Source organism: Burkholderia sp. AcTa6-5 (genome assembly GCF_017815075.1).
Lineage (GTDB): Bacteria > Pseudomonadota > Gammaproteobacteria > Burkholderiales > Burkholderiaceae > Burkholderia > Burkholderia sola.
In genome coordinates this window covers 62,955-84,555 of record NZ_JAGIQE010000029.1, presented here as the reverse complement: position 1 = coordinate 84,555, position 21,601 = coordinate 62,955, and the positions used below count along the sequence as shown (strand labels likewise).

12 protein-coding genes are annotated in these 21,601 nt (G+C 68.9%); 8 read left to right on the top strand and 4 right to left on the bottom strand.

Features of this window, described 5'->3' with window-relative positions:
* The first annotated feature begins 310 nt into the window (after positions 1 to 310).
* A complete protein-coding gene (locus tag J8I33_RS29275) occupies positions 311 to 1,381 on the top strand; it encodes a porin (protein ID WP_209939597.1) in 1,071 nt (356 codons plus the stop codon).
* 235 nt (positions 1,382 to 1,616) lie between these two features.
* Positions 1,617 to 3,023: a methyl-accepting chemotaxis protein gene (locus J8I33_RS29270; RefSeq protein ID WP_209927937.1), complete on the top strand. Its 1,407-nt coding sequence runs from the start codon at positions 1,617 to 1,619 to the stop codon at positions 3,021 to 3,023.
* Positions 3,024 to 3,030: 7 nt separating this feature from the next.
* Here J8I33_RS29270 and pbpC read toward each other — a convergent pair whose 3' ends face one another.
* Together pbpC and J8I33_RS29260 are read right to left on the bottom strand one after the other, a co-directional pair.
* On the bottom strand, positions 3,031 to 5,454 hold the full coding sequence (pbpC, locus tag J8I33_RS29265) for a penicillin-binding protein 1C (RefSeq protein ID WP_209939596.1): 2,424 nt from the start codon (positions 5,452 to 5,454) through the stop codon (positions 3,031 to 3,033).
* Between the two features lie 54 nt (positions 5,455 to 5,508).
* A complete protein-coding gene (locus tag J8I33_RS29260; protein ID WP_209939595.1) occupies positions 5,509 to 11,505 on the bottom strand; it encodes an alpha-2-macroglobulin in 5,997 nt (1,998 codons plus the stop codon).
* 313 nt (positions 11,506 to 11,818) lie between these two features.
* Between J8I33_RS29260 and J8I33_RS29255 the strand changes: the two genes are divergently transcribed.
* The gene (locus tag J8I33_RS29255; RefSeq protein WP_176016360.1) at positions 11,819 to 13,072 is read left to right on the top strand and encodes a lipoprotein-releasing ABC transporter permease subunit; all 1,254 of its coding nucleotides are present in this window, start codon (positions 11,819 to 11,821) and stop codon (positions 13,070 to 13,072) included.
* Between the two features lie 17 nt (positions 13,073 to 13,089).
* Here J8I33_RS29255 and J8I33_RS29250 read toward each other — a convergent pair whose 3' ends face one another.
* On the bottom strand, positions 13,090 to 13,902 hold the full coding sequence (locus tag J8I33_RS29250) for a hypothetical protein (protein WP_209939594.1): 813 nt from the start codon (positions 13,900 to 13,902) through the stop codon (positions 13,090 to 13,092).
* A gap of 553 nt (positions 13,903 to 14,455) precedes the next feature.
* Between J8I33_RS29250 and J8I33_RS29245 the strand changes: the two genes are divergently transcribed.
* On the top strand, positions 14,456 to 16,426 hold the full coding sequence (locus J8I33_RS29245; protein ID WP_050012247.1) for a Xaa-Pro dipeptidyl-peptidase: 1,971 nt from the start codon (positions 14,456 to 14,458) through the stop codon (positions 16,424 to 16,426).
* Positions 16,427 to 16,662: 236 nt separating this feature from the next.
* On the opposite strand, the gene J8I33_RS29240 is transcribed toward J8I33_RS29245, so the two are convergent.
* A complete protein-coding gene (locus J8I33_RS29240) occupies positions 16,663 to 17,592 on the bottom strand; it encodes a 2-hydroxyacid dehydrogenase (protein ID WP_209927911.1) in 930 nt (309 codons plus the stop codon).
* A 165-nt stretch (positions 17,593 to 17,757) separates the two neighbouring features.
* On the opposite strand from J8I33_RS29240, the gene J8I33_RS29235 reads away from it, so the two are divergent.
* The 4 genes from J8I33_RS29235 to J8I33_RS29220 are packed head-to-tail and all read left to right on the top strand — an operon-like array spanning position 17,758 to position 21,570.
* A complete protein-coding gene (locus J8I33_RS29235) occupies positions 17,758 to 18,681 on the top strand; it encodes an ABC transporter substrate-binding protein (protein ID WP_209939593.1) in 924 nt (307 codons plus the stop codon).
* Positions 18,678 to 19,856, top strand: a complete 1,179-nt coding sequence (locus J8I33_RS29230; protein WP_209939592.1) for an ABC transporter permease — start codon at positions 18,678 to 18,680, stop codon at positions 19,854 to 19,856. Before J8I33_RS29235 ends, J8I33_RS29230 begins: the two co-directional genes overlap by 4 nt.
* Positions 19,853 to 20,806, top strand: a complete 954-nt coding sequence (locus J8I33_RS29225) for an ABC transporter ATP-binding protein (RefSeq protein ID WP_050012242.1) — start codon at positions 19,853 to 19,855, stop codon at positions 20,804 to 20,806. Before J8I33_RS29230 ends, J8I33_RS29225 begins: the two co-directional genes overlap by 4 nt.
* Positions 20,803 to 21,570 (top strand): ABC transporter permease, encoded by a 768-nt coding sequence (locus J8I33_RS29220; protein ID WP_050012241.1) that lies wholly within the window; start codon positions 20,803 to 20,805, stop codon positions 21,568 to 21,570. Before J8I33_RS29225 ends, J8I33_RS29220 begins: the two co-directional genes overlap by 4 nt.
* The last annotated feature ends 31 nt before the right edge of the window (positions 21,571 to 21,601 follow it).

Sequence of the window (21,601 nt, the reverse complement as noted above, 5' to 3'; positions counted from 1 at the left end):
TGCTGCGCTCGCTCGCGAAGGGCGAGGCGATCACGCAGGATACGTCCACGCTCGAGAATCCGGCCATCCTCGAGCAGTTGAACCACGCGATGTGACATCGCCCGCCGCGGCGGGCCTATCGCGTCACCGCGGCGCCGGAGCACGACCGCTTGCCCGTTCATCACGCCGGGCGCGCGGCCGCGCTCGCGCCGGCGACGAGCATCGCCGTGCGTTCCCCGACGGCACGGCATGCAGGCGGATCGCAGCACTTTCACCACTGCATTTTTAATTAGTCGTACGTATTACAACACTCACAAAACGGAGACAGACGATGAAGGGAATGACACGGACGATGTGCGCGGCGCTGCTTGGCGCGGCCGCAAGCACCAGCAGCTTCGCGCAGAGCAGCGTCACGCTGTACGGCGATCTCGACGCCGCGTTGCTCTATACGAGCCGATCGCTCGATTCGGCAACCGGCGGCAACGCCGGGCGCCAGTTCGCGCTGACCGACACGGGCATGACGCCGACCAACTTCGGCATCACGGGCACCGAGGATCTCGGCGGCGGGCTGCACGCGCGATTCAAGCTGGAAAGCGGCTTCAACATCACGGACGGCGCGTTCGGCCATTCGAACGGCAACTTCTTCGGCCGTCAGGCGTGGGTCGGGATCGACGGCGGCTTCGGCGAAACGAAGGTCGGCCTGCAGTTCTCGCCGTTCGTGCTCGCGATCCTCGGATCGGATCCGCGCAACGTCTCGCACTTCGGCGCCGCGCTGGTGCCGTACGTCGACAACGTGCTCGTCACGGGCCTCTTCAACCCGAACGCGATTTCGTACACGAGCCCGACGATCGCCGGGCTGACGGCCAGCGCGATGTTCGGCTTCGGCGGCAAGGCCGGCGACTTCCAGGCGGGGCGCCAGTATTCCGGCAGCCTCACCTATACGAACGGCGGCTTCATGGTCAACGCGGCGCTCTACGACGGGAACGGCGGCACGACGCCGACGCCGGTGCCGAGCGCGGTCGCGTTCGTCGGCCGCACGATCGGCGCCGCCTATACGTTCGGGCCGGTAACCGGCAAGGCGTCGTTCACGAGCTACAAGGTCGCCGGCTCGTTCAGCAACAACGTGTATAGCGCCGGCCTCGACTATCGCGTCACGCCGGCCCTCGACCTGAACACGGGCGCGTGGTACACGACCGACCGCAACGATTCGCACAACCATTCGCTGCTCGCCGCGATCGGCGCCGACTACAGCCTGTCGAAACGAACGGGCCTGTATGCACAGGTCGGCGTGGTCAACAACCACGGCGCGATGAATACGGGCCTCGGCATCACGGGCGGTGCGTTGTACGGGTTGCCGGGCACGACGGTCGGCGTCAACGCCGGCATCCATCACGTGTTCTGATATCCCCCGAGGACGGGCGGCCACCACGCGCTGCCCGTCCGGCCACGGAAACGTCGCGCAAACGTCACGCGAACGTCGCGCAAACGCCCCGCCCGGCGCGGGCCCGGTCATCCTGCGCACCGATCTCGATGTTTACCCGACCTCAAGTCCTCGGCCGCGCGGCCGTCAAGTCAGGAACGCATGCGCAACATCCGCCGGGAACCCGGCGCGCGTGCCCTCAAGGAGACCCACCAACGTGAACTTCTTCGGAATCGGCCGCGGCCGCCGTTCGTCGCGCGCGCTCGTCGGCGACATCGCCGAACAGGCCGGCAGGCTCGGCATCGAGATCTGCGACGTATCGGGCCACGTCGAGGAAGTCGCGGCACGCGTCGCCCGGCAGGCGGAGGTCTGCCATACGCTGCGCGAATCGGCCGCCGTCACGCTGCGCGGCAACCACCGGATCGCCGAGGCCGCGCAGCAGGTGCGCGACGTCAGCGCCAATGCGTCGAACGCGGTCCGGCAGTCGCAGCAGACGATCGAGGCGTCGCTCGCCGACATTCACGGCCTCGTCGAGGGCGTCACCACGATCAGCGACCAGATGGGCGCGCTGCGCGACGCGCTCGGTCACGTGCGGGCGGTGTCCGAGGAAATCTCCGTCATCGCGAGACAGACCCACCTGCTCGCGCTGAACGCCGCGATCGAGGCCGCGCGCGCCGGCGAGTCGGGCCGCAGCTTCGCGGTCGTCGCGGCCGAGGTCAAGAACCTGTCCGCGAAAACCGGGCAGGCGACGGCCCAGATCGAGACGACGCTCGCGCGGCTCGCCGAGCAGACCGACCACCTGCTCGCGGAAGGCACCGACAACGCCGCCCGCGCGCATCGCGTGCGCGAGGGCACGCGCACGATCGGCGAGGTCGTGCACGCGACCGGGCACGCGATCACCGAGCTCGCGGGCGAAGCCGAACAGATCGCGTCGTTGACGGACGAGATCGAGGCGCAGTGCCACCGTCTCGACGAGCAGGTGGGCGAGATGGCGTCCGGCGTCGAGAATTCGGCCGACAACTTCTCGCAGGCCAAGGACCGCCTCGGCAATCTGCTCTCCGTCTCCGAGACGCTGATCGAGCTCACCGCCGCGACCGGCATCGAATCGCCGGACACGCGCCTGATCGACACCGCACGGAGCACGGCCGCCAAGATCGGCAAGCTCTTCGAGGACGCGGTCGCCCGCGGCGATATCGCACTCGACGCGCTCTTCGACGCGCACTACGAACCGATTCCGGGCACCGACCCGCAACAGTTCATGACGCGCTTCACGGCGTTCACCGATCGCGTGCTGCCGGCGATCCAGGAGCCGGTGCTCGACGTCGACCCACGCGTCGTCTATTGCGCGAGCTTCGACCGGCAGTGCTACCTGCCGACCCACAACCGCAAGTTTTCCCTGCCGCAGCGTGCGGACGCCGCGTGGAATGCGGCAAATTGCCGAAACCGCCGGATCTACACGGACCGGACGGCGCGCATGTCCGTCGCGCATGACAAGCCGTTCCTGTTGCAGACCTATCGGCGCGACATGGGCAACGGCCAGTTCGTGCTGATGAAGGACGTGTCCGCGCCGATCGTCGTCGGCGGACGGCCGTGGGGTGTGCTGCGCATCGGCTACACGGTCTGAACCGGCGCTACTGCTCCAGTCCCACGCCCAGCGGCCGCTGATCGCTGCGGCCGTGATCGTCGACCACCCGCACCGTATAGCTGCCGGCCGTGCGCGGCTGCCAGAACAGCGCGTCGCCCGGCCCGCTGCGGCCGACATACGCGTCGTTGACGAACCAGTACAGCGCATGCGCGCTCGCATCGGCGGTCGCGTTGAACGCGATGCGCGTGTCGTCGGTGCTTTTCACGCGCATCGCATACGTACTGCCGCGCAGCGGCGACGTGATGCGCGGCGGGTCGCCTTCGACCTGCCCGGCATCGCGACAATCCGCATTCTGCGGCGGCCGCCGGCGCGGAATGCCGGCCTGCGCGAACACCTGCTGCAAGTCCGACGGCCAGAACTCGAAGACCTCCGTATGCGTGCGCTTGCCGTCGTACGGCGGGCACGCGGCCTTCCCCGTCGCGTCGTCGATCACGACGGGCCGGTGCACGGTGCTCACGCGGATCGGCGACGTGCCGGGGATGAACCACGTCCACCCTTGCTGCGGACACCACTCGTTCGGCAGATCGCCGCTCGCGAGGCAGATGCGCACGCGCTTCAGTTTCGGCGGCACCGCGCGCGGCGGCTCGACGACGGCCCGCTCGGCATTCAGCGCATCGACGACCTGAAAGAACAGCGGCGCGGCCGCGTCGACGCCGACGAACGCGGTATTGGTCGAATTGTCGAAATTGCCGACCCACACGACCAGCACGTACGGGCCGAACACGCCGGCCGTCCACGCGTCGCGGAACGACCATGACGTGCCGGTCTTCCAGTACACGGGCACGCTCGACGGCTGCGCGCCGCTCGTCTCGTCGGGGCGCAGGTGCTGGCGCAGCATGTCCATCGTCATGTAGCTAGCTTCGGCGCTGAGCAAGCGCCGGCCGGGCAATGCCGGCTCGTCCGCGCGCAGCCGCAGCGGCCGGAACTCGCCGCGGTTCGCGAGCATCGCGTACAGCGCCGCGAGATCCTGCATCGTCACTTCACCGCCGCCGAGCACGAGCGCGAGCCCGTAGTGCTGCGCGCTTGCGAGCCGGCGCACGCCGGCGTCCTGCAGGAACCGGTACAGGTCGGGCGACTTGAGCTGCGACGCGACCCATACGGCCGGCACGTTGCGGCTGCGGTTCAGCGCGTCGGTCGCCGTGATCGGCCCGAGGAAATGACCGTCGAAGTTCTCCGGCGCATACGGGCCGAACGACGTCGGCACGTCGCGCAGCACGGTCTGCGGATGCAGCACGCCCTGGTCGAAGCCGAGCGCATAGATGAACGGCTTGAGCGTCGAGCCCGGCGAGCGCCGCGCGAGCGTGCCGTTCACCTGCCCGTCGATCGTCCGGTCGAAGAAGTTCGCGGAGCCGACCAGCGCCTTCACGCCCATGTCGCGCGTATCGACGAGGATGGCCGCCGCGTTGCGCACGCCGCGCGTATCGTTGCGCGCGACGTAGCGTGAAATCTGCCGTTCGAGCGTGCGTTGCAGGTCGAGATCGAGCGTCATCGCAAGACGGGCGCCGCCATCGCCGTCGCGGTTGCCATCGTCCGCCGCGCCGCTCGACGTCGTACGCCACGCGCTGCGCGCGGCCAGCGCCTGGTCGACCGCATGCGGCGCGTCGAACGGCAGCGCGGACAGCGGCCGCATCGCGAGCGGCAACGCGAACAACGGCTTGAGCGACGCATCGCCCGGGTGCTTCGTCAGCCAGCGCGCATAGAGCCGATTGCGCGACGCGGCCAGCGCACGGTTGATCTCGTCCTGCCCGCCGCGCACGCGTCGCGCCGGGTCCTGCGGAATCACCGCGAGCGCGAGCGCTTCGGGCAACGTCAGCGCGTCCGGCATCCGGTCGAAATAGACGACGCTCGCGGTGCCCGCGCCTTCGACGTTGCGGCCGTACGGCGCGTCGTTCAGATACGCTTCGAGAATCTGCCGCTTCGAGTAGAACAGTTCGAGCTGCACCGCGCGGGCAACCTGCTCGAGCTTGCCGGCCGGCGTGCGCGTGTTCAGCTTCCACAGCGAGCGCGCGAGCTGCATCGTCAGCGTGGAGCCGCCTTGCGGATTGCCGCCGCGCACGTACGTGATCCACGCACCGCGCGCGAGCCCGTACGGATTGAAACCCGGATGCCACCGGAACCAGCGGTCCTCGTGCAGCATCACCGCTTCGACGAGCTGCGGCGACATCCGGTCGAGCGGCACCCACAGCCGGTAGCGGTCGTCCTTCGCGAGCGTCAGGCGCAGCAGCCGGCCTTGAGCGTCCGTCACCGCGACCGACGACGGTTTCCAGTCGCGCAGCGGCGGATGCGGCCACAACCGGCACGCGGCCAGCACGCCGAACACGAGCAGCGCGCCGACGAGCCAGTTCTGCCAGCGATGCAGCCAGCGGCCGGCGCCGTGCAGCGCGCGCCGGAGCACGGATGCGTCAGCCACGCGCGGCCGCTCCTGGCGACGTGCGCGACCTGCGACGCGGATGAAACCGCCCCGTCATCGCACGCGCTCCACCGTCAGCGCCGTGCCGCCCGGCGCCTGCGCCTGCACGCGGCGGTCGTACATCGATTCGCCGTAAGCGGGCGGTGCAATGAAGCGGCCCGCGTTGCTCGCCTTGATCCGGTAGACGAACTCGCGCACGTCGGTCGTCGCGGTGCCGTAGATCACCACGCGATCCTCGCGGATATCGGCGAACTGCGGCTGCCACGTCGAGCCCTTCACGCCGATCGGCGAATGCCACGGTGCATCGGCCACCGGCGCCGACGCACTGCCGTCGCCGTTGCCGTCCTGCGTATCGGTCACCGGCGGCGGCGCGATCACCGGATCGAAGCCGCCCGGCAGCAGATCGACGATCGCGACGTTGCCGACGTTCGCCGAACCTGTCGCGCGAATCTTCAGGTGTACGTCGATCTCCTGGCCGAGCGCGATCCTCGCGAGCGGCTTGCCGTCGGTATCCGTGTAGTCGCGCACGATCTCCAGCCCGTTCCTGATCGCCTTCGTCGACGTGCCGCGGTCGTAGCCCGACTGGCTCGCGACCCACCACGCCGGCAGCGCGCTGCCGTTCACGAAGTCGACGCGCGACGCGCCGGCCGCCCACGTGCCCGATCGCACGAGGTTCGCCTGAATCGACGACACGTCCTTCGGCGCTGCGCCCGCGCGCACCTCGTTGATGGCGAGCCGGTCGAGCTGGCCCGCGTTCGACGCCGCATACGCGTCGAGCGCGAGAATCGTCATCGCCGACGACAGCGTGTTGTAGCGGTTGTCGACGAGCGGCGCGGCGAGGTTGTCCATCGCGCGCGGCGACAGCTTGCGCACGCGCTCCGGGAAGTGCTTCGCGAGCAGGTACAGCACGCTCGCATCGCGCGTCAGCGGGTCGATGTAGTAGCCGGCCGCGTCACCGCCGTCGGACGCGCGCTTGCGTTCGAGCAACGCCTGCGGGCCGGCAATCAGCGCGGCGGCCTCCTTGTCCTGCTTCAGCAACTGATACGACGCGGCGAGCCACGCGGCCGCGAGATCGTTGTTCCAGTCGTTCGGATAGGCCGCCTGCAGCCGCTTCTGCACGGCCGCGAGGCTGTTGGTCGTCACGTTGCCCTGGCGCGTCAGCAGGTACACCGCGTACGCGCGCTGCCGCAACAGGTCGAGCGAGCCGAGCGAATCGTTCGCGGCGAGCCGCTGCAAATACGCGTTGCCCGCGTCGAGCATGTCCTTCGGCACCGCGATGCCGCGCTCGCGCGCATCCAGCAGCACGTGCATCGCATACGCGGACACGAACGGATCGGCATCGGGCGTCGCGCTCCACAAGCCGAAGCCGCCCTGCGCGTTCTGCCGGCCGCGCAACACGCCGAGGAACTGCGCGATCGCGCTCGCGTTCGCCGTGTCGGCGCCGGCTTCCGGCGCATGCATCGCGCTCGTCAGCGCGCGCACCGACAGCCATTTCGCCGCGAACACGCGCGGCACGGCCGCGCTCACCATCTGCTCGCTGCAGGAATGCTCGAAGTTGACGAGATACGACGACAACCCTTCGGTCAGCACCAGCGGCGCGGTGGAAATACTCGCGTCGCGCGACGCATACGCGTCGTACATCGACCGCAGGTTCGGCACGCCCGTCTTCTTGCCCGGGTCGAGCCGCGCGATGTCGAGCTGCGTGCGGAACGCGGCGGCCGGCCGCACCGACACGTCGACACGCTGCTGCGCACCCTTCGCGCCGTAGCGCGCGCCGAACGACAGCGCGCCGGAGCCGAGCGTATCGGTCGCCTTCACGCGGAACAGCGCGACGCCTTCGTGCTGCGGCGCGAGCGCGACGTTCTGCGTCGCCGGCCCGATCACCTGCAACTGCGGGCCCGTCTTCAGCGTGACCGCGACCGGCACCGGCTGGTTGCCGACGCCCGTCAGGTTGTTCGCGACACCGACGCTGACGTCGGCCTCGTCGCCCGGCGCGAGCGTCGTCGGCACGTTCGGCGACAGCACGAAATCGCCGCGCACCGTCGTCGCGCCTTCGAACGTGCCGACGAGATCCGGCGACACCGACACGGCCATCACGCGCAGCTTTCCGTTGAAGTAGTCGGGCACCGTGTAGCTCAGGCGCGTGTCGCCGTTCACGTCGACGATCCCCGACCAGTAGACGACCGGCTTGTCGCGCTTGCGCTTGAACGGGTTCAACTGGCGGCCGATCGCATCGTCGGCGTCGCCGCCGGGCGCGGCCATCGCCATCAGCTTCTCGAAGTCCGGCAGGATCAGGTCGAGGATCTGCGACGTGCCGACTTCGAGCATCCGCTTGCGGAAGAAGAACTTCAGCGGATCGCCGAGCTTGTAGCGCGCGACCTGCAGGATGCCCTCGTCGACCGCGAACACCACGACCTTCGCGGGCTTCGCCGAATGCACGGTGAAGTTGACGGTATCGCCCGGTTTCACGAGCGCCGGCGCATCGACGCTCACCGCGTTGCGGCGCGCATCGAGGTTCACCGAGAACGGCACGACGCCGTAGCTCAGCGGGCTCATGAAGATCTCGTCCGACGCCGGATCGCGAATGTATTGGACGTTGATGTAGCCGTTGCCTTCGAAGCCGGCCGGCACCGTGATGTGCTGAATCGAGCTCGTCGTGTCCGCATGGAACCACGCATGTGCATACACCTTGTCGCGCTCGATCGTGATCAGGCCGCTGCCCGCGTAAGGCGCGCGGATCGCGATTTCCACCTGTTCGCCCGGCTTGAAGTCGTGCTTCGCGAGGCTTACCTGAAGCTCCGCGTTGCGGTCGAGCGAACGCGTGACGTTCGCGGCGCCCGTGACCGAATACTCGATCCGGTTCACCGCGGCGCCATCGGCGCGGCGGATCACGAGCGCATAGCTGCCCGGCTTGTCGGTGCGCAGCGCGTAGTCGAGCCCGGCTGCCGGAATCGACAGCGGCTTCTCGTCGACCGGCACTTCCTTCAGCCGCGAATCGTATTTGTACGCGCCGGAATCCTGCTTCGTCAGCACCGACACGTAACGCTGCTCGACGAGCTGCGCGCGCAGGTCCTTCACGTCGATCGCCTTCGCGCCCGGATCGATCGCGACGAGCCGCACCGTGCGCGGGCTGCCGCGCTTCACGTAGCCGAGATCGTCGACCGACTTGTAGCCGACGAACCAGTCGTTGTTCGACACGAGCGTCTGCGCGTTCGCGGCGACGTTGCGGCCGCCTTCCGCTTCATATGCCTTCGCCTGGAAGTAGAGCTGGTAGGTCGCGTCCGCGTACTTGTCGAGATCGAGATCGAATTCGGCATGACCCTTGTCGTCGGTCGTGCCGTCCTGCAGCGCGGTCGTGTAGCCCTCCTTCGCGCGGCGTGCGTCGAAGAAGTGATACCCCTGCCAGCTGCGGAACGACGGCCACACGGGGCGCAGCGTCAGCGTCGCCGCGACGCGGCGTTTCTCGGCCGGCGTGCCGAACAGGTTCTGCGCATCGACGATGCCCTTCAGCCCCTTCGGCTTCACCCACCCTTCGACGACCTGCTGCGACAGCTTCGCGTCGACCTTCATCCGGTCGGGCAGGAATTCCTTCACCTGCACCGTCGTGCTGCCGATCGGCTCGGCGCCCGGCTGGCCGTCCTTCACGATGTACAGGTTGACCGTCCACGTACCGGTCGGCGCCGTTTCGGCGGTCGTGTAGCCGATCTCGGTGAAACCGGTCGCGTCGACGGTCACCGGCTTGCGCTCGACGGTCATCCCGCGCGGGTCGACGATCTCCGCCTGCAGCGGCACGCCGGCCGGGCTGCGCGCCCAGTTGGCCGCACGCACGATCAGGCCGATATGGAATGGATCGCCGGGCCGGTACAGCCCGCGATCCGAGAACAGGTACGCGGACAATTGCCCCTGGCCCGTCGCGTTGCGTTCGCCGTCGACGTCGAAGCGCGAGAAGTCGAGCTGGCGGTCGCGGCCGGCCACCGGCAGGAACGACAGGTCGGTGTCCTTCTTCACGACGTAGAGCTGCGGACGCTTCTCGCGGTCGAGCCCCTTGAATGCCGGGAAATGCACGACGCCGTCGGCGCTGGTGGTCTGCGTGAACAGCGCCTGGCCGTTCACCGCGAGTACCGATACGGTTGCGCCCGCAACCGGCTTGCCCGAGCGGATCGACTGGATGAACACGTCCTGGCTGCCATCCAGCGCCTTCTTGACCAGCATCCCGAGATCGGTCACGACGATCAGCCGCGTGTCGCCGAGTGCGTTGTCGCCGTCGTCGCCGTTGCCGCTGCTGTCGCCCGAATCGGCGTTGTCGGACTGATCGTGGCTGCCGTCATCGGACGCCGCGTCGCCATCCTTCGCATCGTCGGCCTTCTTCTTCTCGGCCGCCGGATCGTACTTCGACAGGTGCAGCAGGAACACGCCGCGCTTGCCGTCCTTCAGATACTGGCCGAGGTCGACGCCTTCGTAATGGGCGCGGCCCGGGTCGCCGGCCGGGAACGCGCGAGTCTGCACGAAACGCTCGACGATGTGATCCTCGCTGAACGAATACGACAGTTCGGGCCGCGCGTACGTGCCGTTGTTGAAGCTCACGAGATGCTGGATCTGGTCGGGCAGCACGCGGCCGATCTCGACCTTCATCCCCGGCAGGTTGCGCGACACGACCGACAGCCGCTTGCTGCCGCTCATCGACAGCAGCGAGCCATCGGCCATGAAGCGCAGCAGCTTCGGATAGTCGGGCACCGTGAACGCGGTCGTCGCCGCCTCGGCGAGCAGGTAACCGCCGGCCGATTTAAGGTTGCCCTCGATTCGCACGACGATACGATCGCCCGGCGTCGCGTGATACTTGAAGCTTTGCAGCGTCGCGTAGTCGTTCTCGGTGGGCACCGCTTCGAGCGGCAGCGGCTTCGACTGCTTCAGCACCGCGTCGCTGACGTCGGCCAGGTTCCATTCGTACGGCGGATCGTCGTCCGACTGATCGACGCCCGGCTTGCGCTTCGGCAACACCCACGCCTTCGCGCGCGCGGCCAGCTCCGCGCTGCGCACGCCGTCGGACGCTTCGGCGACGAGCACCTGCTCCGGCTCGTAACGCTCGTTGTCGACCAGCGTCGGCGCGATATTGCCGATCGACAGGCTGTACAGCCCCGGCACGTCGACCGACGCGTGCAGCACATCCGGCGTGCCGTTGCCGCCTCGCGCGCTCTTCACGCCCTTGTCGACGTCGAGCCGCACTGCCAGCGGATCGCGCGGAATGTCGAGCGGCTGCGAGTAGACCCACGCGCTCGTCTTCATCTTGTCGTAGTTGACCGTATAGCGCAGCGGCGACACGGTCTTGCCGTCGCGGCCGACCAGCGCGAGGCCGATGCGCTTCTCGAACTCGGCCGGATCGACCGGGTAGTTGAAGCGCAACTGCAGCAGCGCCTGCTTCTCCGCCGGATTGTCGGGGTTCTGGTAGAACTGGTTGTCGCCGAACGTCGCGGCGAACGCCGGCACGTCGAACGCGAAACGATCGTCGCGCATCGTCGCCTGCGGCGCGAACACGCGATGCACGGCGAAGCGCACCTCGACGTGCGCGCCGACCGGCCAGTCGGCCGCCGGCGTGAAGCGCAGCGTCTTGTCGTCGGCCCACTCCCACACGCCCTTCAGCGCGGGTGTCATCTCGATGCCGTCGCCGGCCGGCTTGCCGACCTGTTCGATCGGCGCGGCCGATCGCGAGAACGCCACTTCCAGCGGATGCACGGTGATCTTCGGCTTGTCGGCATCGTCGACCTCGTAGGTCGTGATCGCCGGCGCCTTCACGGTGAAGCCGACGGTTTCGGGCTCCGGCGGCTTCGGGCGGTGCTTGAACCAGTAGCCGCCGTAACCGAGCGCGGCCGCGAGCAGCACGATGCCGCCGGCATGCCACGGGCGGCGGCGCACGGCCGCGGCGGTGACGCCCATCCATGCGGGCGCCGTCCACGACACGTCGCCGACCAGCGGCCGCAGCGCGCAGCCGAGCAGCCACCAGACGAAGCCCGCCGCGCGAATCGGCAGGAGCAGCAGGAAACGCAGCAAATCCATTTTGTTATTTCCTTGTCAAGGACATGCTGCCCAAGCGGCAACCTTCCCCGAATCGTTATGGGTCTGTGACGGCGCGGCCCGGTTGCGCCGTGATGATTTGGTATCTTCGACCGGATGCTGGGCGCCATTATCGATCAGACCCGAAACGATGGAAACAGCGGTGTGCCGGCGCGCAACGCCCGCCGGTGACCGGCCGGTCGGGCGGGCATCGGGCGGATGGCGGGCCGCCGCCGTCCGGCCTCCGCACGCGGCCGCGCCGCGTTCGCTAGAATGCGCGGCTCGGCAGGATCGAATCGAAACGAAAGGAAACCGCTTGAAACTCCCGTTCGAATGGCAGATCGGGCTGCGCTACGCGCGCGGCGGCCGGCGCTCGGCCGGCGACGGCTTCGTGTCGTTCATCGCCGGCGCCGCGATGGCCGGCATCGCGCTCGGCGTGGCCGCGCTGATCGTCGTGCTGTCGGTGATGAACGGCTTTCGCACCGAGGTGCGCGACCGGATGCTGTCGGTGCTCGCGCATGTGGAAATCTTCTCGCCGTCCGGCGCGATGCCCGACTGGCGGCTCACCGCGCACGAATCGTTACAGAATGCTGCGGTGCGCGCGGTCGCGCCCTATGTCGACGCGCAGGCGCTGCTGACGAACGCGGGCAACGTGACCGGCGTCGCGCTGCGCGGCATCGATCCCGTGCTCGAGCCGCGCGTGTCCGAGATCGCGCGCAAGCTGAAGACGGGCCGCCTCGACGCGCTCGTACCGGGCGAGATGGGCATCGTGCTCGGCGCGGCGCTCGCCGACGCGCTGCACGTGAAGATCGGCGACCGCATCACGTTCTTCGCGCCCGGCAACACCGCGCGCCTGGGCGACGCGCTGCCGCGGTTCCGCCAGTTCAACGTGGTCGGCACGTTCGAGTCCGGGCACTACCAATACGACAGCGCACTCGCGTACATCCACATCCGCGACGCGCAGCAACTGGCCAACGTGCGCGCGCCGACCGGCATCCGGCTGCGCGTCGACGATCTGCAGCGCGCGCCGGAGATCGCGCTGGCGCTGTCGCGCACGCTGTCGGGCAACCTGTATATCCGCGACTGGACGCGGCAGAACCGCACGTGGTTCGAAGCCGAGCGGCTGCAGAAGCGGATGCTGTCGCTGATCCTGATGCTGATCGTCGCGGTCGCCGCGTTCAACCTCGTGTCGTCGCTCGTGATGACGGTCACGCAGAAGCAGGGCGACATCGCGATCCTGCGCACGCTCGGCGCGCCGCCCCGCGCGATCATGAAGATCTTCGCGATCCAGGGAATGACGATCGGCCTCGCCGGCACGCTGGCGGGCGTCGCGCTCGGCTGCGCGATCGCGGTGAGCATCCCGGTGGTGCTGCCGGCGGTCGAACAGTTGCTCGGCATCCGCTTCCTGACGCCGTCCGTGTATTTCCTCAGCGCGCTGCCGTCGAAGCTGTCGGCGCTCGACGTGATCGAGATTGCGTCGGCCGCGTTCCTGATGTCGTGCGTCGCGACGCTGTACCCGAGCTGGCGCGCCGCGCGGGTGCGGCCGGCCGAGGCGCTGCGCGACGAGTAGAGGCCATTGGCGCGGCGTTACGCGGTCTCGTGGAAACCGACGCTGCTGCCGCCGTCGGGCGTGTAGCCGGCGAGCACGTCGAAGCCGACGTTGACGAGTTCCATACGCATGCCGTAGGACGTGTTGCCGGATGCGTCGACGAAAATCGCCGCCCCCGACGACAACTGGCGCGCGGTGCTCAGCAGCGCGAGCGTGCCGCGCACCGTGCCGGCCGACGGCTCGATCGTCAGCGTCGTGCCGTCCTGCGTGGTGAAGTGCCCGCCGGGCGGCACGGGCGGCGGGTTGTCCGCGACCGACCGGTTGAGCAGGCTCATGAAGTGAAAGCGTGCGTCGGCGCCCTGGCTCGCCGCCGCGCGATCGCTGTCCGTGAATGCGTCGCCGCGCACGGCCGCGCCTTGCGCGGCGATATCGACGGCCTGCTCGTGAAAATCGCGCGTCGCGAGCACGAGGCCGGCGTTCGAATTCAGCGTCGACTCGATCCACGCGCGATCGCTGTCCGTCATCGTCTTCGACACGACCTTGATCCGGCCGTCGTCGGTCATGAAGTCGAACGGCGCATCGGCCAAGTCCGGCCGCTTCGCGACGATGTCCTGCAGGCTCGTCGCGAGCATATCGGTCACGCCGCGCAGCTTCATCGTCAAATCGCCCACCATCGACAACTGTTTCGTCATCGCCGCCTGCAGCGCGTCCGGATCGATTGCCCGGACGCTGATCGGCGTGTCTTGCTGCGCGCCGGACGCCGTCGTGTCCGGTGTCTCGCGCCCGGCGAGCGCCGCCTGCGCCATTTGCGCGAGCGTAAGGCCGCCCGCCGCCGTAACCGGTATCGTCATTGCCCTCTTTCTCTCTCGTTTTCAGCCTGTTTTTCCCTGTTTACGGACGGATTGCCGGGAAGTTAAGCGCGCATGCCGCACCCTCACCGAAACTTTGTTTGATTCAAGCTAAAAAAGTTTGACACGGACATTTCACTGAGATAACTTTTGCGCAAGCTTCCGGAAAGCAATCCGGCCAGCGTGCCGATTCGCGTCGCGCTTTCCTGCCGTTGCAGCACCGTCGTTCGCAACACTCCCGCCTCATCGCATCGTGCCGTTCCGTTTCATCCGAAACCTGAAGGAAGCCAGGGCATGCCCGCATTTGATTCGCACTCCTGTATTCGTAGCGAACCGCCGCACTGACGATTCCCGTTCGGGGCGATGCGCTCGCCTCGACGCCGGCCGGATGCGCGCCGCCCGACGCACGCCGGCACCGGGCGAGATCCTTATCCATCTCGTCCGCCGTTTTTGATGGTGCAGTTCCGCTTCATCCGACGCAGCACCCGGCCAGGCCGCAGGGGGCGTATCGCGAGCCGGCCGGTTCCAGACAAACACAAGAGACGAGGTCGATTCCATGAACATTCATCGAACCGGAGTACGGCGCGCATGGCTGCCCGCGCTCGTGGCGGCCGCGACGCTCGCCGCGTGCGGCGGCGACGACGGCGGCAGCGTGGCGGGCGTGTCAGCGCTCGCGCAGGGCCAACAGGCGGGGGCCGCCGCCGCGGCCGATCAGTCCAATACGCAATCGCTCGCGTCGCGCTTTTCGCCGTCCGGCGTGCCTTACGCGAATCCGGCGAGCGGCGGCCGCTACAAGCCGGTGATCAGCAACGGCCAGGTGCAGCCGTCGCTGTCCGGCGGCACGATCGAAGAGAACGCGTGGGTCGACACGCCGGTCGATTCCGACGGCGACGGCACGCGCGACCGCATCCACGTGCGCATCGTGCGGCCGTCCGAAACGGCGAACGGCGCGCGCACGCCCGTCATCGTGCTCGCGAGCCCGTATTACGCGGGGCTCGCCGACAGCCCGAACCACGACGTCGACGTCGAACTCGACGGCACGCCGCATCCGGCCTCGACCGCCGGCGCCGCGGCATCGGCATCCACGCGCATCCTCGCCGCCGCACCGCAAACCCGGATGCTGCAGCAGCTCGAGGCGGCCGCCGCCGGCCGTTCATGGATCGAGAGCTACTTCGTGCCGCGCGGCTTCACGATCGTCTATGCGGATTCGCTCGGCACCGCCGGCTCGGATGGCTGCCCGACGATCCTGACGCGCGACGAATCGGTCGCGATGGCGTCGGTGATCCGCTGGCTCGGCCGCGACGCGACCGCGAAGGACGCGAACGGCAAGACGGTCGTCGCGAACTGGTCGACCGGCCACGTCGGCATGTACGGCGTGTCGTACGACGGCACGCTGCCGAAGATGGTCGCGAGCCTGCGCACGCGCGGGCTCGACGCGATCGTGCCGATCGCGGGGCTGTCGAACATGTACGGCTACTACCGCTCGGGCGGCCTCGTGCGCGCGCCGGAAGGCTATCAGGGCGAGGATGTCGACGTGTACATCAAGGCGCTGCTGACGAACGCGCATCCGGAGCGTTGCACGCACCTGATCGACGAAGCGCTGCAGCAGGAAGACCGCAAGACCGGCGACTATTCGCCGTTCTGGGCCGCGCGCGACATTCCGACCGCGTTCGCGGTCGCGCCGGCGCTCGTCGCGCAGGGGCTCACCGACGACAACGTGCGCGTCGACCAGTCGACGTCGTGGTATCTGGCGATGCGACGTCAGGGCGTGCCGACCCAGCTGTGGCTGCATCGCCTGAAGCACACCGATCCGACCCGCGTGCCGGCGATGGCCGACGCGTGGACGGCGGAGGTGAACCGGTGGTTCACGCGCTACCTGATCGGCTATGACAACGGCGTCGAGCAGGATCCGCGCGCGGTGGTCGCGCAGGCGGACGGCACGCTGCTGAAGGAAGCCGACTGGGCCGCGCGCCACGCGACGCCGGTCACGTACTTCGCCGGCGGCGACGGCGCGAGCACCGGCACGCTGCTGCGATTGCCGAGCGGCGGCCCGCTCGCGCGCTTCACCGACGATGCGCGCATTCCCGCGCTCACGCTGGCGAACACGCCGACCGGCGAAAACCGCAGCCGCTTCGAGACCGCACCGCTGACGGCCGCGGCACGCCTGTCCGGCACCGCGACCGCGCGCGTCAGGCTGACCTTCACGGGCGTCGCGAACGTGACGGCGCTACTGGTCGACCGTGCGCCGGACGGCACGGCGACGATCGTCACGCGCGCATGGACGGACCCGCGCAACCGGTTGTCCGAGTGGGTGTCGCAACCGGTGCTGCCCGGCATGCCGTACGACCTGAAGCTGACGTTCATGCCGCGCGACTACCAGTTGGAAGCAGGCCACCGGCTGGGACTCGTCGTCCTCTCCAGCGACTATGAAGCGACGTTGCGGCCGACGCCGGGCACCGGGCTGACGCTCGATCCGGCCGGCACGTCGGTGACGGTGCCGCTGGCGTCGCCGTCGACGGGCGCGTAATCGTGCGCCGTCTGCCGGCGTAACGGCGCCGCGTCCCCCGCCCGCATGCCCGTCGATGCGGGCGGGGGATCGCTAGATGAAAGGAGTGTCAGGCCGATCGTCGCGAAATCGTGCTGAGCGGCGAACACAATCCGTTCGGCTGGATCGACGTCGATGCCGACAAGCCGGCGAATCGGCCGGATTTCTACCGGGAATGCTGCAAACAGGCGGACTGATTCAACGCCGCCGCCCGTTCCTCACACCGGCGTCAACACCGGCTGCCCCGCGAAGTGCCGCGCCGCGTTGTCGAGAAACTGCCGCACCGAACGATCGAGCGCCTCGGGCGACCAGCCGCCCATGTGCGGCGTCAGCACGACGCTGTCGAGATCCGACAGCGCGCGCGGCGGCTCGGGTTCGCCTTCGTACACGTCGAGCCCCGCGCCCGCGATGCGCCGCTCGCGCAGCGCGTCCGCCAAAGCAGCGGTATCGACAACGCTGCCGCGCGACACGTTGACGAGAAAACCGCCGGGGCCGAGTGCGTCGAGCACGGTCCGATCGATCAGATGCCGCGTGAGCGCGCCGCCCGGCGTCGCGACGATCAGGAAATCGGCCCACTGCGCGAGCGCGTCGACCCGGTCGAAATAGCGGTACGGCACGGGCTTCTCCGACCGGTTGTGATAACCGATCTCGATGTCGAAGCCGACCGCGCGACGCGCGCATTTCTCGCCGATCTTGCCGAGCCCGACGATGCCGAGCTTCTTGCCCGACACGTTCGGCGGCATCGACAGCCCGTCGCGCCACACGCCCGCGCGGGTCTTCGCATCGAGCTGCACGACGTTGCGCACCGCCGCGAGCAGCAGCGCGAACGCGTGATCGGCGACGCAATCGTCGTTGGTGCCGGCGCCCGTGACTACGACAATGCCGCGCGCCTTCGCGTGCGCGACGTCGATGTGCTCGTAGCCCGCGCCGAGCGCGCTGACGAACGTGAGCTGCGGCAGCCGGTCGATCTCGGCGGCGGTCAGCCCCGTGCTGCCGTTGGTCAGCACCGCGCGAATCGTGCTGCCGTGTTCGGCGATCGCGCGTTCGCGCGCGTCGGGGGTCGGGGCATAACGCACGTCGAACGACGCGACGATCTCGCGATGCGCGTCGCCGCGCAATGCGATGAGGACCAGCAGCTCGGGCTTCATGTCGGCAAATGTCCGCAGGCGGGAGTGAATTCCAGTGTAACAAGCCCGTACGGCGGTTGCGGGTTATCCTCACATCGGCTGTGGACACGCCGCCGCACGCGGTTTGCCAAAGCCCGCTCAGTCAAGTAACTTTCGGCGTACGCCCCCTCCTGGAGATTGGCCCCGATGAAGCTCGCCCTGCCCGCCCGGATCCTGGGCCTCGCGTTCGCCGCCGCGATCGTGGCGCCTGGCGCGCACGCCGACACGCCCGTCGTGGTGTCGTCGAAGATCGACACCGAAGGCAACCTGCTCGGCAACCTCATTTCACAGGTGCTGAAGGCCCACGGCATTCCCGTCACAGAAAAGATCGCGCTCGGCACGACGCCGATCGTGCGCAAGGCGCTCACGAGCGGCGAGATCGACGTCTACCCCGAATACACGGGCAACGCCGCGTTCTTCTTCAACAAGGCCGACGATCCGGTGTGGAAGAACGCGAGCCAAGGCTACGACACCGCGAAGCAACTCGACTACGCGGCGAACCATCTCGTGTGGCTCGCACCGGCGCCCGCGAACAACACGTGGGGCGTCGCGCTGCTCGCGCCCGTCGCGCAGTCGCAGCACCTGAGGACCTTCTCCGACTTCGGCAAGTGGGTGGCCAGCGGCGGCAAGGTGAAGCTCGCGGCCTCGGCCGAATTCGTGAACAGCGCGTCCGCGCTGCCGTCGTTCGAGAAAGCGTACGGCTTCAAGCTGAAGCCCGAGCAGCTCGTCGTGCTGTCCGGCGGCGACACGGCCGCGACGATCAAGGCCGCCGCGAACCAGACCGACGGCGTGAACGCGGCGATGGTCTACGGCACCGACGGCGGCATCGCGTCGAGCGGCCTCGCGGTGCTCGACGACGACAAGCACGTGCAGCCCGTCTACGCGCCGGCGCCGGTGATCCGCGAAGCCGCGCTGAAAGCGCATCCGCAGATCGCCGACTTGCTGAAGCCCGTGTTCGCGAGCCTCGACCTGAAAACGCTGCAATCGCTGAACGCCCGCATCCAGCTCAACGGCGAGCCGGCGGCCGGCGTCGCGAAAAGCTACCTGAAAGCGAAGGGTTTCGTGAAATGACGGCGCGCGCGGCAGCGTCCGCGCGGCGCGTCACGCTCGACAAGATCGGCATCCTGATCGGCATGCTGACGATCGTCGCGGTGTTCGGGCTGTCGTTCGCGGTGCTGCGGCCGAACCGGATCGCGGCCGGCACCGGGCTGTCGGTGTTCGCCGCGTTGCCGCCGATGCAGGGCGCCGTGCTCGCCGCGCTGTGGACCGTCGGCGCGCTGTGGGTGATGACGGCGAGCCGTCCCGCGTGGCGGCTCGCGGCCGGCTGTACGGGGCTCGCGACGCTCGCGTATGCGGTCGGCGCGGCCGCGGCGCATGTCGTCGCACCCGACGACATGCTGGCCCGCGTGTCGCCCGACGCCGGCGTCTGGCTGCTGCTGTTCGCATGGGCCGTGCTGATCGCCGACGCGCTCGCGCGCCTCGCGTTCGGCCCGTGGCGGCGCCTCGCCGCGCTCGCCGTCGCGATAGCAGCGGTTTCGGTGCCGCTTGCGAGCGGCGGGTGGGACGGCCTCTCCGTGATGCGCGAATACGCGGTGCGCAGCGACGATTTCTGGCGCGAAGCGATCCGTCACGTGTCGCTCGCGGGCGGCTCGGTCGCCGCCGCGCTCGTCGCGGGCGTGCCGCTCGGCATCGCCTGCGCGCGCATCGCGACGGTGCGCACCGTCGCGATGCCCGCGCTCAATATCGTGCAGACGATCCCCAGCATCGCGATGTACGGGCTGATGATGGCGCCGCTCGGCCTGCTCGCCGCGCACGTGCCGCTCGCGGCCGCGCTCGGCATCCGCGGCATCGGGGTCGCGCCGGCCGTGCTTGCGCTGTTCCTCTACTCGCTGCTGCCGATCGCATCGAGCGTCGTGGTCGGGCTCGAACAGGTGCCGCCGCACGTGACCGAAGCCGCGCGCGCGATGGGCATGACGCGTGCGCAGCGGCTGCTGCGCGTCGATCTCGTGCTCGCGCTGCCGGTGATCCTGAGCGGCGTGCGCATCGTGCTCGTGCAGAACATCGGGCTGACCGCGGTGGCCGCGCTGATCGGCGGCGGCGGGTTCGGCACCTTCATCTTCCAGGGGATCGGGCAATCGGCCGCCGATCTCGTGCTGCTCGGCGCGATCCCGACGATCGCGCTCGCACTGGCGGCCGCGGTCGTGTTCGAAGCCGCGACGTCGCTCGCGAAGGGGCGTGCAGGATGATCGAGATCGAACGAGTCGGCAAACGCTTCGGCGACGCGATCGCCGTCGACGACGTATCGCTGACGATGCAACGCGGCACGATCACCGCGCTCGTCGGCGCATCGGGCAGCGGCAAGTCGACGCTCTTGCGCATGATCAACCGGCTGATCGCGCCGACCAGCGGCACGATTCGCATCGACGGCGTCGATACGGCGACCGTCGCACCCGAGCAACTACGCCGCGGCATCGGCTATGCGATCCAGGGGCACGGGCTGTTTCCGCACTGGAGCGTCGCGCGCAACATCGCGACCGTGCCGCGCCTGCTCGGCTGGCCGGCGGAGCGCATCGACGCCCGCGTGAACGAACTGCTCGACCTGTTCCATCTCGCGCCGGCCGAATTCGCGGGCAAGCTCCCGCACGAACTGTCGGGCGGCCAGCAGCAGCGCGTCGGCGTTGCGCGCGCCCTTGCGGCCGAGCCTGCGATGCTGCTGATGGACGAACCATTCGGCGCGCTCGATCCGATCATCCGCAACAAGGCGCAGGACGATCTGTTCGCGCTGCAGCGCCGCCTCGGCATCACGGTCGTGATCGTCACGCACGATATCGAGGAAGCGCTGAAGCTCGGCGACACGATCGCGGTGATGGACGGCGGCCGGCTGCTGCAGGTCGCGTCGCCGGCCGAGATTCTCGGCAAGCCGGCGGCGGGTGTCGTCGAACAGCTCGTCGCGGGCGTCGATCGGCCGCTGCGCCTGCTCGCGCTCACGCCGATCGACGCCGTGGCCGAAGCCGGCCACGCCGACGGCGAACCGATCGCGGCGACGCGCACGCTGCGCGATGCGGTGTCCGAATTGTTGTGGCGCGGCGTCGATGCGCTGCCCGTCGACGATACGGCCGACGGCTACCGCCACGCACACGGCCCCCGCCGCATCACGCTCGACGCGATCCGTTCACACGCGAGGCAGCCCGCATGACGACGCGCGGCAGCATGGGCCCCAAGCGGTCGTCGCTTCCCGCGTACGTCGCCCGCGCGGCCGCGCTCGCGCTGCTGCTTGTGCTGCTGTTGCGCCCCGTGTGGCTGCAGGGTCTGTTCGCGCCGTTCGCGGACAACGGCGCGCCGGTGATCTACGATCGCGCGAGCCTGCTCGATCTCACGCTCGCGCATCTCGGCACGGTCGCGCTGTCGAGCCTGATCGGCACGATCGTCGCGGTCGCGGCCGGCATCGCGGTCACGCGGCCGTTCGGTGCGGATTTCCTGCCGGTCGCGCGCAGCGTCGTCGATATCGGCCAGACCTTCCCGCCGGTCGCCGTGCTCGCGCTGGCCGTGCCGGCAGTCGGCTTCGGCCTGAAACCCGTGCTGATCGCGCTCGTTTTGTACGGGCTCCTGCCGGTTTTCGAAAGCACGATCGCGGGGATCGAGGACGTGCCGCGCGACGTCGTCGACGCCGCGCGCGGGATGGGGATGAGCGGCTGGCAGCAGCTGGTGTCCGTCGAGCTGCCGCTCGCGTTCCCGGTGATCGTCAACGGCATCCGCCTCGCGGTCGTGATCAATCTCGGCACCGCGACGATCGGCTCGACGGTCGCCGCGCGCGGGCTCGGCGACGTGATCATCGCGGGCCTGCAGACGTCGAACACCGCGTTCGTGCTGCAAGGCGGCGTGATCGTCGGCTTGCTCGCGGTGCTCGTCAGCGATGCGATCGGCGCGATCGCGCGGGTGGCGAGCGCGCGGCGCGCGTAGCAGCCGTCGCAAAATTTTTCGAAGGAGAAAC

Coding starts and splice junctions, on each gene's coding strand:
- J8I33_RS29275 (WP_209939597.1), top strand. CDS start 311: ATGAAGGGAATGACACGGACGATGTGCGCGGCGCTGCTTGGCGCGGCC.
- J8I33_RS29260 (WP_209939595.1), bottom strand. CDS start 11,505: ATGGATTTGCTGCGTTTCCTGCTGCTCCTGCCGATTCGCGCGGCGGGC.
- J8I33_RS29250 (WP_209939594.1), bottom strand. CDS start 13,902: ATGACGATACCGGTTACGGCGGCGGGCGGCCTTACGCTCGCGCAAATG.
- J8I33_RS29245 (WP_050012247.1), top strand. CDS start 14,456: ATGAACATTCATCGAACCGGAGTACGGCGCGCATGGCTGCCCGCGCTC.
- J8I33_RS29240 (WP_209927911.1), bottom strand. CDS start 17,592: ATGAAGCCCGAGCTGCTGGTCCTCATCGCATTGCGCGGCGACGCGCAT.
- J8I33_RS29235 (WP_209939593.1), top strand. CDS start 17,758: ATGAAGCTCGCCCTGCCCGCCCGGATCCTGGGCCTCGCGTTCGCCGCC.
- J8I33_RS29230 (WP_209939592.1), top strand. CDS start 18,678: ATGACGGCGCGCGCGGCAGCGTCCGCGCGGCGCGTCACGCTCGACAAG.
- J8I33_RS29225 (WP_050012242.1), top strand. CDS start 19,853: ATGATCGAGATCGAACGAGTCGGCAAACGCTTCGGCGACGCGATCGCC.
- J8I33_RS29220 (WP_050012241.1), top strand. CDS start 20,803: ATGACGACGCGCGGCAGCATGGGCCCCAAGCGGTCGTCGCTTCCCGCG.